The sequence below is a fragment of the Candidatus Pelagibacter sp. HIMB1485 genome (genome assembly GCF_052048055.1).
In the GTDB taxonomy this organism is placed as follows: domain Bacteria; phylum Pseudomonadota; class Alphaproteobacteria; order Pelagibacterales; family Pelagibacteraceae; genus Pelagibacter.
This window is the reverse complement of the sequence record NZ_JBNAIN010000001.1, coordinates 445,922-460,269: the sequence shown is the minus strand read 5'-3', so window position 1 is coordinate 460,269 and position 14,348 is coordinate 445,922. Positions and strand designations below refer to the sequence as shown.

At 23.7% G+C, this 14,348-nt stretch carries 12 protein-coding genes; 1 reads left to right on the top strand and 11 read right to left on the bottom strand.

All coding sequences use genetic code 11. From position 1 onward, the window contains the following. Positions 1 to 110: 110 nt before the first annotated feature. Positions 111 to 1,121 carry a hypothetical protein gene (locus ACTTA4_RS02400; protein ID WP_440633385.1) on the top strand — a complete coding sequence of 337 codons (1,011 nt, stop codon included), beginning with the start codon at positions 111 to 113 and terminating at the stop codon, positions 1,119 to 1,121. A 23-nt stretch (positions 1,122 to 1,144) separates the two neighbouring features. On the opposite strand, the gene ACTTA4_RS02395 is transcribed toward ACTTA4_RS02400, so the two are convergent. From ACTTA4_RS02395 to ACTTA4_RS02345, 11 genes are all read right to left on the bottom strand, one after another. Then, positions 1,145 to 2,458 carry a hypothetical protein gene (locus ACTTA4_RS02395; RefSeq protein ID WP_440633384.1) on the bottom strand — a complete coding sequence of 438 codons (1,314 nt, stop codon included), beginning with the start codon at positions 2,456 to 2,458 and terminating at the stop codon, positions 1,145 to 1,147. A 48-nt stretch (positions 2,459 to 2,506) separates the two neighbouring features. Continuing rightward, on the bottom strand, positions 2,507 to 3,661 hold the full coding sequence (locus tag ACTTA4_RS02390; protein WP_440633383.1) for a glycosyltransferase family 4 protein: 1,155 nt from the start codon (positions 3,659 to 3,661) through the stop codon (positions 2,507 to 2,509). A gap of 92 nt (positions 3,662 to 3,753) precedes the next feature. Next, positions 3,754 to 5,040, bottom strand: coding sequence for a nucleotide sugar dehydrogenase (locus ACTTA4_RS02385; protein WP_440633382.1), 1,287 nt, complete (start codon positions 5,038 to 5,040; stop codon positions 3,754 to 3,756). Further along, complete coding sequence (locus ACTTA4_RS02380) at positions 5,027 to 6,049, bottom strand: NAD-dependent epimerase (protein WP_440633381.1); 1,023 nt, start codon at positions 6,047 to 6,049, stop codon at positions 5,027 to 5,029. Before ACTTA4_RS02380 ends, ACTTA4_RS02385 begins: the two co-directional genes overlap by 14 nt. A gap of 72 nt (positions 6,050 to 6,121) precedes the next feature. After that, entirely contained in the window at positions 6,122 to 7,249 is a 1,128-nt protein-coding gene (locus tag ACTTA4_RS02375) for a glycosyltransferase (RefSeq protein WP_440633380.1), read from the bottom strand. A gap of 10 nt (positions 7,250 to 7,259) precedes the next feature. Continuing rightward, a complete protein-coding gene (locus ACTTA4_RS02370) occupies positions 7,260 to 8,585 on the bottom strand; it encodes a hypothetical protein (protein ID WP_440633379.1) in 1,326 nt (441 codons plus the stop codon). A gap of 87 nt (positions 8,586 to 8,672) precedes the next feature. Next, complete coding sequence (locus tag ACTTA4_RS02365; RefSeq protein ID WP_440633378.1) at positions 8,673 to 9,848, bottom strand: glycosyltransferase family 4 protein; 1,176 nt, start codon at positions 9,846 to 9,848, stop codon at positions 8,673 to 8,675. 77 nt (positions 9,849 to 9,925) lie between these two features. Then, the gene (locus tag ACTTA4_RS02360; RefSeq protein ID WP_440633377.1) at positions 9,926 to 10,690 is read right to left on the bottom strand and encodes a class I SAM-dependent methyltransferase; all 765 of its coding nucleotides are present in this window, start codon (positions 10,688 to 10,690) and stop codon (positions 9,926 to 9,928) included. Between the two features lie 12 nt (positions 10,691 to 10,702). Continuing rightward, positions 10,703 to 12,451, bottom strand: coding sequence for an asparagine synthase-related protein (locus ACTTA4_RS02355; protein WP_440633376.1), 1,749 nt, complete (start codon positions 12,449 to 12,451; stop codon positions 10,703 to 10,705). Then, positions 12,448 to 13,020, bottom strand: coding sequence for an acyltransferase (locus ACTTA4_RS02350; protein ID WP_440633375.1), 573 nt, complete (start codon positions 13,018 to 13,020; stop codon positions 12,448 to 12,450). Before ACTTA4_RS02350 ends, ACTTA4_RS02355 begins: the two co-directional genes overlap by 4 nt. Then, a complete protein-coding gene (locus ACTTA4_RS02345) occupies positions 13,021 to 14,304 on the bottom strand; it encodes a CapA family protein (RefSeq protein ID WP_440633374.1) in 1,284 nt (427 codons plus the stop codon). It abuts the gene before it with no gap. Positions 14,305 to 14,348: the final 44 nt, after the last annotated feature.

The window sequence follows — 14,348 nt, the reverse complement described above, 5'->3', positions numbered from 1 at the left end:
AATTAAAATAGATTAATATAACATTTTAATTTAAATGATTATAAAATAATTTAAAAATATAATTAATTTTAAATTATTTTTTTAATTTGTGTTATCTTTGATATAAATTTATGGACATCACAATAACTATCTATTCCGTATTAAGTTTTTTCTTATTCTATATAATTTCTAAAATATCTTATCAATTAAAAATTGTTGACTTACCGAGTAAGAGAAAAATTCATACTAAAGCAACAGCTTGTACGGGCGGTTTTATAATCAGCATTATCTTAATTATCTCACTAGAATTATTTGAATTATTTAATTATTTAAATAATAAGTTAAATTTAATATTCTCAATAGGTTTTTTAATTTCCCTAATTGGTTTAGCTGATGATAAATATAATCTTAGTGCTGGTAACAAACTTAGTTTACAAATCATTCCTATCTTTTATCTTGTCGTTTTTGAAAATTTAGCATTAAGAAATATTGGAAATTATGAATATTTTAATTTAACATTAGGTGCTTTTTCAATACCATTTACTATTTTAAGTGTCTTATTTCTAATTAATTCATTTAATTATTTTGATGGTTTAGATGGCACTTTAAGTTTAGCTTCTATTTCAACTATAATTATATTATTTTTTTTAGTTCCAAGTCAAAATTTTAAATTTTTTTTAATAATTATAATTATTCCATTAGTTATTTTTTTGTTATTTAATTTTTCTTTATTTAAGCTTCCTAAACTATTTTTAGGAGATAGTGGAAGTCTGCTTATTGGTTTTATAATTGCTTTCATTTTAATTTTTTTTGCTAATTTAAAACAGGTACACCCAATTTTACTTGCATGGTCTGTAGCTATTTTTGTATTCGAATTTTTATCAATAAACTTTATAAGACTAAAAAATCATCAAAAACTTTTCAGACCTGGTCAAGACCATCTACATCATATCTTGCTAAAAAAAAATAATTCAATTTTAATAACCAATTTTTTAATCATTATTGCAAATTTTTTATTTTTTATTCTTGGATATATTGCATATTTAGCAATCAATCCTTTATTTTCTTTAATTTTATTTATTTTAATTTTTAATATTTTTTTATTTTTAAGAAATAAGCACTCAATAAAAAAAAAAATTTAAAATTATCATAACTTTTACTTTATTTAGAAATAACTTAAAATCATGTCATGAAGCTCCGATACATGAATTGTCTCTTTTGGAGTTTTAAAATTTAAATTTGGTGAATAAAAAACATATCCTTTAGAATCGTGCATTCCATTTTTGATTGCAACAAACAGTACTTGATCAAAAAAATCTAAAACTTTTTTTTCATTAACTATTAAAAGATCATTTTTTTTAATTTCGTTAGGATAGGTTAAGGTAACAAATAGACTCTTAGTTCTTTTTTCAATTTCTGAAAAAATATTTATATTATCCTTTTTAGATTTTATGTTATGTAATATTTCTTTTGCTTTTAACAAATCTAGTTCGTTATCAAATATTATTTCAAAATCTCTTGTCATTCTTGTTAAAACTTTAGAAAATTTAATTCCAATATTTTCTAAAAAATCTGAATGGTTTTTAAGTCGATAATAAAATTTATTATCATCATAAGGTATTTGCCTTAAACCCGTTGAAATTAATATTTGTTTTCCTTCTTTTGACAATTTTAAATAATCTCCAATTATTTTATCGTATACCTCCAACATATCCTCGATTGGATCAAAAAATGACTTTATATACCAATCTGGATTTTTAGGAAAATTTTCAAGAAACTTTGAATTAAAAAAATAATGATGTTGAATATGTGCTCCTGCATTTAAAAAAATTGTTGAAAAATTTGGAGATTTTTTTTTAAAAAAATTTAAATGAATTAAATGAATTAGATAATCCAAAACTAGAGATTTTTTCCAAGGTTTAATAATTGATGAAAAAATTAGTTTTGCTAAAAACGTTGTCTTTTTATAATGAAAAGTTTTAAAAATTATTTCAAAAACACTTAATATTGAGCTAAATGATATACCTCCTGATGCATTATCATTAACAGTTTGTTTTAACATTAATGATACTCTCTTCGAAAAATTTGAGTCATCAGGAAATGTATTTGTCCAAGGATCTGGAATAAAGTAAGAAGGATTTTTTAATCTGTTCTCTGTATTCATTGGAGAAATTGCTCCAACCTGAAAACCCTTACTTTCAATTTTTTCAAAAATCTGTTTTTCATTTGGATGATTAATTATATCTCCCAATCTAAAAATCTTATGCTGATTATAATCTTTACCAAGATATACTGACACCCACTGGATCCATGGTTCTAGATTTTTGTATTCTTTCTCAGAATGCGTATTAAAACATTTATATGTTTTCTTTAAAATTTTAAGATTAGGATATTTTTTTTTATTAGATTGATTTAAATATTTATCAACAAGATCAAAATTAATTTCATTTAATTGAATTAATAAAAATTTAATATCCATTTAAATAAAATTTTATTACAAAATTAGTCATAAATAAATTTATAAAAATTAAATAGAAAAATTATTTTTATTACTGATAAGATCATTATAGATTTCAATGTGTTTTTTAACAATCATTTCCAACGGAAACTCTTTTTCAGCATGTTTTCGTCCAGCTTTACCCATAGAAATTCGTTTTTGTGGGTTATTAATAAGCCATTGAATTGCATCTGCTAATTTAGATGAGTCTTTTGGAGGCACAAGTATACCAGTGGTATTTGGGATTATTGCATCTCTACAACCCGGAACATCAGTTGTTACAATTGCTCTACCTGCTGCTGATGCCTCAATTAATGTTTTTGGCAAACCTTCTCTGTAAGATGGCAAACATACTATGTGTGATTTTTTATAGAGAGATGAAATGTTTTTTTGATAACCTATAAATTCTACGTAATTTTCTTTCTTTATTTTTAATAAATCATGATTTTTAATTCCTGATGGATTGTTTTTGTCCAAATCTCCAGCAAGAAAAAAACGAGCATTAATACCACGTTTTTTTAATATCTTTGCTGCTGTTATAAATTCATAAACTCCTTTATCTTTTAATAATCGACCAGCAAAAGTTACAGTAATTATTCCACTAGGTTCTTCAAGATCTATAAAATTTTGTAATCGTACTCCAGATCCTTTAATTAGCTTTACATTTGAAGACTTTAATACCCCCCAACTTACCAAAGTATTTAAATCATCTTTATTTTGAACAATAATTTTTTGATTTTTGTGATTAAAAGCATATTTGTATAAAGGATAAAGAATTGATCGTATAAATTTTGTTTTTATATTTTCATCAATAAATAAAGTTCCTAAACCAGAAACTGCTGTAACTAAATTCTTAACACCAAGTAAACGAGAGATGATTCCTCCATAAAGATATGGTTTAACAGTAACGAGGTGTACAATATCAGGTTGAACCTTATTAAAATATTTCCAAATGTGGTATAGTGTTTTTAAATCTTTAAAAAAGTTAATGCTTCCTGGATGCATTGGAATTAAATTTAATTTAAAGCCCATTTGTTGTAATAATTTTGGATCCGCGCCTCTAAGCTCACCGTATCCAATAAATACTTCAAATCCCTCCTGCAATGCAGCTTCAGCAATTTCTACACGATGAGATAAAAAAAAACTTAAGTAATTTACTAGAATCAAAAGTTTTTTTTTTTTCATAAATTTAAGGTTCCAAAATATTATATGTTAAATTTATTTAGATTATATAATTTTTAATGATCTACCTAATTTTAATATAGTTTTTGAGTTTTTTATAATCTTATAGTTGATTTATTTTTTGGTAATATAGATTTTAAATCATATATAATACTATTCTTCTTGCCCAAGTTTAAAATATTTTTTAATCCCATTTTTTTAAATTTTTTATGTGCAACAGCAATAATTATTCCCTCATAGCTATTTTTTTTGAGTATTCTAACTGGATTAAGATTATAAATTTCTTTTATTTCTTTTCTTTTTACCCAAGGATCATAAAGGTCTATTTTGCAATCAAATTTTTTTAATTTTTTAATAACATTTTTTACACCTGAATTACGAATATCTGCACAATCTTCTTTAAATGTTAGACCCATAATTAAAACTTTTGCTTGATCAATTTTAATTTTTTTGTTTTTCATTTCTCTTATTAACCTATAAGCAACAAATGAGCCCATTTTGTCGTTTATTTGCCTACCCGCTAAAATAACTTTTGGATTGTACCCAATTTTTTTTGCTTTATAAGTTAAATAATAAGGATCCACGCCGATACAGTGACCACCTACTAAACCAGGTTTAAAGGGTAAAAAATTCCATTTTGTTGCTGCTGCATCTAAAACAGCTTTTGTATCAATATTTAATCTAGTAAATAATATAGATAATTCATTTATTAGTGCAATATTCAAATCTCTCTGGGTATTTTCTATAACTTTTGCAGCTTCAGCGATCTTAATACTTTCTACCTTGTGAGTACCTACAGTTATAATTTCATTATACAAATCATCTACTAAATCTTTTATTTTTGGTGTTGATCCTGACGTAATTTTTTTGATTTTTGAAATAGTGTGGATTTTATCGCCAGGATTAATTCTCTCAGGACTATAGCCACAAAAAAAACTTTTATTATATTTTAAACTAGAAAATTTTTCTAAAATTGGAACACATACTTCCTCAATGCATCCTGGATAAACTGTGGATTCATAAATTATGATATCATCTTTATTAATTATTTTTCCAATCATTTCAGAGGCTTCAAGTAAAGGCTTAAAATCTGGTTTTTTAAAATCATTTATTGGGGTCGGAACGGTAACTATGTAACAATTAGCAGCTACAATATTTTGTACCTTGTGAGTAAACTTAATTTTTTTATTTGTATTTAAGTCTCTTTTATTAAATTCTAAATTCCGATCAAAACCAAAATTTAATTCATTAACCCTTTTTTTGTTTATATCAAATGCAATTACAGGTCTATTTTTGGCAAATTCCAAGGCTAAAGGTAAGCCCACATATCCTAAGCCTATAACGGCTAACTTGATATCATTAAATCTATCAATCATATTCATAATAAGATTTATACCATTTTACAAATTTTGAAACTCCTTCAAAAACTGAAGTGGAAGGTTTGTAATTGTATTTATTTTTTAAATTATCAATATTAGCATATGTATCTGGTACGTCACCTTGTTGTATTGGCAAAAAATTTATTATTGCTTTTTTTCCCAAGTGCTTTTCTAGAGCATGAATATATTCCATAAGCTGAACAGGTTTATTATTTCCTATATTGTAAATTCGCCATGGAGCAATACTTGTAGCCGGATCTGGTTGGTTACTATTCCAATTTATATTACTAGTAGCAGAATTATTGAGTGTTTTAGTAATACCCTGAACAATATCATCTATATATGTAAAATCTCTACTATGTTTGCCGTAATTAAATACATCTATTGGCTTTTCTGACAAAATATTTTTTGTAAATTTGAACAAAGCCATATCGGGTCTCCCCCATGGCCCATAAACTGTAAAAAATCTAAGTCCAGTGGTTGGAAGTTTATAAAGGTAGCTATAACTATGAGCCATTAGCTCATTTGATTTTTTTGTGGCAGCATAAACAGATAAAGGGTGGTTAGCAGAATCGTGCTCTGAAAAAGGCATTTTTGTATTAGCACCATAAACACTTGACGTGCTTGCATAAACTAAATGTTCGATGTTATGATTTCTGCAATTTTCTAGAATATTAGCAAATCCAACAATATTAGATTTTATATAAGCTAAAGGATTTTTTATAGAATATCGCACACCTGCCTGTGCTGCTAAATTAATTACTTTATAAATTTTATTTTTTTTAAAAACATCACTTAAACTCTCTTTATTAGATATATCTAATTTATAGTGCTTATAATTTTTATTTTTTTTTAATCTATTAACTCTTTGATCTTTAATCTTAGGATCATAATAATCATTATGATTATCTATTCCTATTATATATTCTCCACTGCTTAAAAGATTTAAACTTGTGTGATATCCGATAAATCCTGCTGAACCAGTAACAATAATATTTTTTTCTTTACTCACAATATTTAAACATAAGATTTATTAAAAAATAGAATTTAAAAATTTATTCTTTATAACATAAAAATTCATTTATTAATTTTTATTAGAAACTTTATTCCATATTTGATTGTATGAATTAATCATTTTAATTATTCCAAATTTTTGTTTAATTCTTGATCTTGCTTTAAGAGATCTTTTAATCCATTTTTTTGAATTAAGTTCAGAAAGAGCATTTTCTATAGATTTGGCTAATTCATATGGATTATTTGGTGGTACTATCCAGCCAGTTTTATCTATTATTAAAGATGCATCTCCAACATCTGTTGCTACACAAGGTGTTTCACAGGCCATTGCTTCAGCAACAACATTAGGAAAACCTTCACCATAACTACTACACTGAACATAAAGATCCAAACCATTCATAATATTTGGAATATTTTTTCTTTGTCCCAATAGTTTTATGTTTTTACTTAGTTTTAGTCTTTTTATTTCTTTAATTAATTTAATATTTTTTTTATTTATATTAGACCCAACCAATACACAGCAGAATTTTTTATTTTTTGTTTTAATAATTGAAAGTGCACTTAGTAAATTTAAATGATCTTTTTTTGGATCATAACGTGCAACATTTCCAATTATTGGAATTTTATTTTTAATTTTTAATTTTTTTTTAAAACTTAATTTACTAGATCTATTAGATTTTAAAAAATTTAAATCAAACCCATTTGGAATAAACTTTAATTTTTTTTTATCAAAGCCTTTTTTTGCATAAAATTCTTTTGCATTTTTAGAGTTTATAATTATCAATTTTGGAATAGAATATGATAATTTTTTTAAAATTGATATTAAGAAGATTGTAAATAAATTAGCTTTTCCTAATGCTAAATTTGAATATCGTATATTCCAAACTATATTTTTAACTCCTGATAATTTTGCTGCGAAACTACCTATTAAGTCTGCGTGAACAAGCCAAGTTTGTATAATTTTTGGCTTAATAGATCTTATCAATTTAATTAAGTAAAAAAATTTATTTACTGAATAAAAATTCAAATTTAAATAATAAACTTCTATACCTAATTTTTTTAATTTTAAATAGTATTTTCCTGGACCTTTTAAGGAAATAACAACATGCTCATAAGAAACATTTACTTTGCATATTTTAAACAAAGTATGCTCAGCACCACCATCTCCCAAACTTGTGATAATATGTAAAATTTTCATTTAGAAATATTTAATTTTTTTGTTTTTTATGTTTAAATTTTGTAAAAATTAAATTCGGAATAAAAGGTGCAACTAATATAATTGTAATCATTAAAAATTTAGTTCTATGACGCAATCCAGTTCCAAAATTTCCAGTAATAAGACCATAAGATATTAAATAAAATATTAAAATGAGCAAAATAATTTTCAATGTTTTATCATTCCATATTACTTTAAAGTTCCTAAAAATTAAAATAAACAAAAACATATGAAAAATTGAATCAAACAAGCCTATAAAATGTTTTATCTGGCTTACATCCCAAGGAAAAGGCGCAAATATAAAATACAAAACTCTTATGGGACCTTTATAAATTAATTCAAAAACATTAATAGGTATAGTCCATTCAGGATAAGCTGCATTATTAATATTTCTGTTAGCAATTTTTTCAAGAAGGACATCAGAGATAAACTTTTCACTTAAAAATTCAAATTTTGGAATATTTCCAATATTGATTAAAATAGCTAAAAAAGAAATAATTAATATAATTAAAAAAAAAAACGAATTTAACGATATTTTTAAATCAAGAATTTTTTTATAAAAATTATAAAAATTAAGTCCTATCAATATAATTAAAAAAATTACAAAACCTATTAACATTCCTCCATGAAAAAAAGTTGCTCCTGAAAAACCTATTAAAATATATATTAATGATTTAAAGCTTGCTTCTTTTGTCCAAATTACAATCCCATAAATTGAGAATAATAAAAAAAACCAAATAAGAGACTCTCTTAAAAATATACATGAATATAATACTAATGATGGATAAAAAGCTAGGATCCATCCTACTTTCATTGCGGTTTTTTTATTCCAAATTTTATTTGTTATAATGATACCTATAAAAACACTTGCCATACCAAATAACAAACTAATTGATTGAGCTAATATCATGCTCCTTCCTGTAAGTGAGTAACAAAAAGCTAAAATCCAACTCAAATAATAACTCGAACTATCTTTTGGAAATTGATTAAAGACTTCAAAAAAACCTCCCTGAGACATTTCCCAAGCTTTTTTTTCAAATGCATTTGTGTCACCCCAACTATCAGGGAGTTCAATAAAGTTATTTCCTAAAATAATTGTGATTAATCTAATAAGTAAAGATACTAATAAAATTAAAGATAAAGATTTAAATTTGTTTGAGATTAAAATTGTGAAAATAAAAACTAATACTAAACTTATAAGACCTCTTATATCAGATTGAATAGTTGCAAATGTTGTCAATGAGCATAAAATAGCAAATATAATAAAATTTTCTTTTTTATTATAATTTAATAATTTATTACCCAAAAATAATTTCATTTAGCAGTTATTATATTAAAATTTTTAATAAAGATTTTTGAACGCTTATAAGAGCCGTGAGTGTTATAGTATAATATATAATTTTTTTCATAATAATTTTTTTAGTATTCTATAATACTGTTGGTCAATTTTTGTAGTAGATGCCTTATCTAAGATATTTAAACTATTATTCTGCAAAATATTATTAGATATATTTAGGGCTAACTTAATTTTCTCTATCCAAATTTTCACATCAAATTTTTCGACTAAATAACCTCCAACTCCATCTTTTATCCAGTAGTCAGACGAACCTTCCATTTGGTTTGCAACAACTGGAACGCCACATGCTTGAGCCTCTAAAATAGGAGTACCTAGTGCTTCATTCCAAGTAGGAAATAGAAAAATATCACTTAATTTTATATATTCATCAATATTTTCAACAAAACCTTTTTTTAGAAAAACTCTTTCATTAAGATTTAGTTCTTTAATCTTATCTTGAACAAGTTGAAAATTTCTTTCTTGATCTGAATTTGCAACTGGTCCACCTAAATAAGCTTTATAGTTAGTAGGTAATTCCTTTAATATTTCTAAAATAAAAATATGATTTTTTTGTCTCATAAAACTAGCTATGTGTACTAACACAATATCTTTTTCAGAAAATTTAGTTAATTTATTTCTTAATCTCTGTTTGTAATTTTTATTAATAAAGAAAAATTTATCTTCATTTATTGGATTTGGTCTTAACCAATAATTTTTAACATTTTGGATTTCACACAAATTTTCTAATTTTTTGGAAATTGGGATCATCATTGTATTATTTTTTTTAAAAATTATTTTAAAAATTTTTTTAAACTGAATTGGATAATATGGTGTTTTCATGTTGTTAACCAATTCACGCAAAATAGGTTTTTTGTGTAAGTAAAAATAAAACGTTAAAAAAGCTACAGACCAAGAATTTCCAAAAGTATGAATTAAATCATATTTATTTACATTGTGTTTTTTGATAAATTTATATGAAAAATAAAATTCATATATCATTGAAAAAAAAACATGAAATTTTCTTAATATGCCTTTAAATTTCTCAATTTCTATTGGATATGAAATTTTATTAATTTTTACACCTTGATATTCGTATATTTTATTTTTCTTTTGTATCAATGAATTACAAACTACATCAAAGCTAATGTCAAATTTTCTGGATAACCTTTTGTATAAATTATGAGCTCTAAATCCTGAGCCAGAATATTCAGGATAATATTTACTACTAACTAAAAGTATCTTCATTTAAAACTTGTTTTAGAAACGATAATAAGTTTTTTTATGATAATCTAATAAAAAATAAATGATAGCAAAATTTTTATTTAAGTAATGTTTTCATTCAAACCAACAATACCCAAAAATTTTCCTTCAAACTCAAAAACTCTAAATTTTTTTTTATTTTTTTCTACATAATCTTTGAAGTGTAAATTATTTTGAATATCATCAAAAATAATAATTGTATTTGAGTTTATTTTTGAATTTAAAATTTTCAAAGCATTTACTCTTCCCGAATAAGATTTATCACTATCATAATGGAATAGATCTATATTGTTATCTAATCTTTTTACAATTTCGGGAAGAGCAACATCGTCTCCTCTTATATCTAAAAACCAATTATTTTCGTTGTTGTCATTTTTTGCTAAATAGCCAATATATTTTTCCGGATTTTCTAATCTAAAATATGGAAAGTCGCTCGAATAAAGAAAGCCTTTACCATTTTTTTTTATTGCTTTCAAAATTGCTAAACTAGTCCAACCTGCTGCAACTCCAGTTTCAACAATATTAATCAAATTAAATTTTCTTATCAAAAAGTATAAAAGTATATAATTACCTCCACCTCCAAATGACATATTTAACTTAGAAATTTTATTTTCTGCAAATTCTTGTATAGATTTAATTTCGATTTTGACTTGTTCATATAATTTAGAATCTACTGAACAAAAAAAATCCTCAATTGATTGATTTTTATTTTCTACGGCCCATCTTTTTGCTTCAACTGAGGTATTTTTTTCAAATCTTTTCAATAATTTTTTTAAAATAACTAAGTAATAATTTTTTTTAAAAAAATTTGCGATTATATTTTTCATTTTACAATAAAGTTACAATTTATTTTTATGTTCCTTTTCTTGAGATAAAATTTTATTTAATACAATGCATTTATATATTAGTTGATAATCATTATTTATTATGTCGTTAAATTCTATTTTATCAATATCCAGCATATCTTTAAATAACTTGATATTTTGGGTTTTCATCCAAAGTGTTTTTATTTTATCATTCTTAGTGTACTCTTTAAAATTAATCCAAGACCCATCTCCAGCGATATAATTATCTTTTTTAATTTTTATTAACTTGAAAAGTTTATTTTTTATTATGCTAACAACATAAATGATTGCTCCAAAATATTTGTTTATTCCAATTTTATGTTTTTTGTTTGCATGAGGAATATTTTTTGTTTTATTCAAAATATTTGCAACTGCTTTATCATAAACTTCAGAATTAATTTTATACTTTGCTGGTATCTGTTGGTAAATTTTAATCACATCATTATCCGAAAAAATGCTATCCCATGGAAAAAATTGTTGCAATGTCATTCTAGTGGCTGAAGTTTCCTCTTGAAATAAAGGAAATAATCTTACAATTTCATTATTTAAATGAGATTCTTTATGATTAAAAATTAAATCTTCTCTATCTCTAATCATTTTTTCATATTTTTTTTTTAATTGAGTTCTTTTTGCGAAAAAATTATAGTTAAATTCTCTTAATCTATACAAAGGTAATTTTCCTATAAAAGAAAATGAAAGCTTAGTTCTATCTAAAGCTATACCCTTAAATAACCAGTCTGCATAACAACCTGTCAAGATTGTATCATATTTTGCAATTATTTTGTCATTTCTAAGGTTCAAAAAATGATCATCAATAGGTAAACTTCTACCACTATTGGCCTCAATTGAATCATCGAATGAATCAAGATAATAATCATCATTTCTTTTTATTAACTCATGTTTTGAATTTAATGATTTAGCAATATTTTTTGTTATTTCTATTTCATGGTTTTTCTGATTGTAGAGAGTTACAGCATCAGTATTTTGGTCAGAGGAATTTGCCAAGATCATTCTAGAGTCAGATCCACCACTTAAAAAAACAGCTTTTTTTCCAAAATATTTTAGTGTTCGTCTTTCAATAGATTTTAACAATGCTTTTGAAAGTTCATTTACTAAATAATCAAAATTATAAATAGGTTTTGCTTTAACTGTAAAATATTTCTTTTTAATAATTTTTTTTTCTTTAAAATCTAAAATACAATAAGAGCCATTATCTAAAGTTTTAATTTCTTTATAAAAAGTATTTGGATGATAAATAAACCCTTTTTTTAAAAATTCAGCAATAGATACAATATCTTCATTAATTTTCTTATTTATATTATCTATTAAAGTTTTAAAATTAGATGAAAATTGAAATGAGTTTATATTATCACATCCATAAGTATATATTGGGTAAATTCCAAGCTTATCTGTAATTATTGTTAGTTTATTAAATTTATAATCTACAACTAAAATACTAAAAGCTCCATTCAGCTGATTACAAAAATCATCAATCTGTAAATTAATATATTTCTCAATTAAAAGTTTTGTAATATAGCTTTCTTCTGATTTTTTAAATTTTTCCCAATCTGAAACTTCAATTATTGGTCTACCTAAAATTATTAATTGTATATTATTTTTTTTATCAAAATGAGAATTCCAATGCTTTAAATTACAATTTCTATTTAAAGTTATATATTTATTATTAAAATTTATGTAATTAATAACATTAGGAATTTTATTCAGCACTGAAAAGTAATTCATTTAACAAATTTTATAAATTTTGCTGGATTACCTGCTATTAAACTATTATCTTTAAATTCTCCTTTAACAACTGATCCAGCGGCAACTATACAATTATTGCCTATTTTTGTACCTGGTAATATTATTACTGAGGTGCCAATCCAACAATTATTTCCTATTAGAATAGGTTTTGAAATGCCAGTAATTTTAAGTCTTTTTGTTGGATCATCTAAAGAGGTTTCATGTCCATTACCATCAAAAATTTGGCAATTCGCTGCTATCAAACAATTATCACCTATATTGATAGATTTGTAGGCATGTAAACAACTTCCATGAATTCTACTATTATTTCCTATTGTAATTTTAGCTCCAACTTTATCTAAATAAATCTTTACAGGCGCAAACATATTGACATGATATTTTGCATTCTTAGAATTTAGAGTAACATTGTCTCCTATTATCAATTTTGTTCCATCTAAAATATGAACTAAGGGTTTATTTTTAATCTTTAATTTACCATTCAAAATTACATTTTTGTTTCTGATAAATAGAAAATATCTAAAAAAATAATTTAATAAAGTTTGTATCATCTAAAGAAATTTTCTCCTTAAATTTTTAAGTATATTTTTTAAAATAAAAAAAATTTTATATATTGGATAAAATATATTTTTAAATAATGATAATGACAAAAAGTTTTTATTCTTTTTAATTTGCCATCTATCTAAAATGTGATCAAAATTATAATCTTTTTTAAATTCATTTCTCATATAATCTAGATCTGAATATTTTTTTGAAAGGTTTGTATACTTATTAATTAAATTATTTCTATATAAATCAAAATTGTAAAAAAAAGATAGATTCTCTGAGAAGAAATTATTATTAGGATTGGTTCTCTTTAAGTATGTTAGCCATAATTTATCACTTTGAACTAAAAAGTTATTTAATTCAGTAATTTTTTTAGTAAATTTGTTTGTAGAAAGTAACTTTAGATTAGTTTTATCAATTTGATAGGGTACAAAATTAATTGTAGATATTTTATTGTCTCGAATCTTTATATTTAAGAATATTGAACTGTAACAATTTTTTCTTAAATTTTTCTTCCACATCGTAAAATTTCCTAATGAGTAAAATATTGGAACATCTTTATAAATTTCAAAACCTTGTAGTACATGAGGATGATGTCCAACAACTAAATCAGCACCTTCATCAACAAAATTTTTGTAAATATCTTTGATATATGGTGGCGGAAAAGGAATATACTCAATACCAGCATGAGCTATTAAGATTGTTAAATAACCTTTTTTTTTGCAACTTCTTATTTGATCAATAACCTTATATGATTCAATATCTGAAGATCCTATATGATTATTATACTTTTCATTTGCCTCCTCTCCTTCAGAAGTATTTATAATTGCAATCTTATGATTATTTTTTTTGAATAAAAAAGGTTTATAAATATTTTTAAGAGATAATTCAGCTCCAACATGATTTATATTATATTTTTTTAAATACTTTATAGTATTTTTCAATCCAACATAACCGTTATCCATTATATGATTATTAGCAAGACAGGCTAAATTTAAATTAATATTTTTTAGACAATTAAGAATTTTCGGTTCATTTATAAATTTAATCGCATTTTTGCTAAACTTTCTTTTTTTTAGGTCAATAACAGTTTCTAAATTTGTGATATTCAAGTCTCCTTTTTGAAAAAATGGTAATAAATTTTCAAAATAATTTTTTTTTAACATCAAATCACAAGCTTCTCTAATAATAGGCGCAAAATCACCTGTAATATTTATTGTTATTAATTCTTGATTATTTTTAGTTAATTTATTTCTTAAAATTAAATTTTTTTTATCAATTTCAAACATAAATTAATTTATTTATTAAAATTATTAATTAAAAAATTTAAAAA

Bases quoted from the DNA above. Each gene is read 5' to 3' on its own strand.
- ACTTA4_RS02400 (WP_440633385.1), top strand. From the start codon at position 111: ATGGACATCACAATAACTATCTATTCCGTATTAAGTTTTTTCTTATTC.
- ACTTA4_RS02395 (WP_440633384.1), bottom strand. From the start codon at position 2,458: ATGGATATTAAATTTTTATTAATTCAATTAAATGAAATTAATTTTGAT.
- ACTTA4_RS02390 (WP_440633383.1), bottom strand. From the start codon at position 3,661: ATGAAAAAAAAAAAACTTTTGATTCTAGTAAATTACTTAAGTTTTTTT.
- ACTTA4_RS02385 (WP_440633382.1), bottom strand. From the start codon at position 5,040: ATGAATATGATTGATAGATTTAATGATATCAAGTTAGCCGTTATAGGC.
- ACTTA4_RS02375 (WP_440633380.1), bottom strand. From the start codon at position 7,249: ATGAAAATTTTACATATTATCACAAGTTTGGGAGATGGTGGTGCTGAG.
- ACTTA4_RS02370 (WP_440633379.1), bottom strand. From the start codon at position 8,585: ATGAAATTATTTTTGGGTAATAAATTATTAAATTATAATAAAAAAGAA.
- ACTTA4_RS02365 (WP_440633378.1), bottom strand. From the start codon at position 9,848: ATGAAGATACTTTTAGTTAGTAGTAAATATTATCCTGAATATTCTGGC.
- ACTTA4_RS02360 (WP_440633377.1), bottom strand. From the start codon at position 10,690: ATGAAAAATATAATCGCAAATTTTTTTAAAAAAAATTATTACTTAGTT.
- ACTTA4_RS02355 (WP_440633376.1), bottom strand. From the start codon at position 12,451: ATGAATTACTTTTCAGTGCTGAATAAAATTCCTAATGTTATTAATTAC.
- ACTTA4_RS02350 (WP_440633375.1), bottom strand. From the start codon at position 13,020: ATGATACAAACTTTATTAAATTATTTTTTTAGATATTTTCTATTTATC.
- ACTTA4_RS02345 (WP_440633374.1), bottom strand. From the start codon at position 14,304: ATGTTTGAAATTGATAAAAAAAATTTAATTTTAAGAAATAAATTAACT.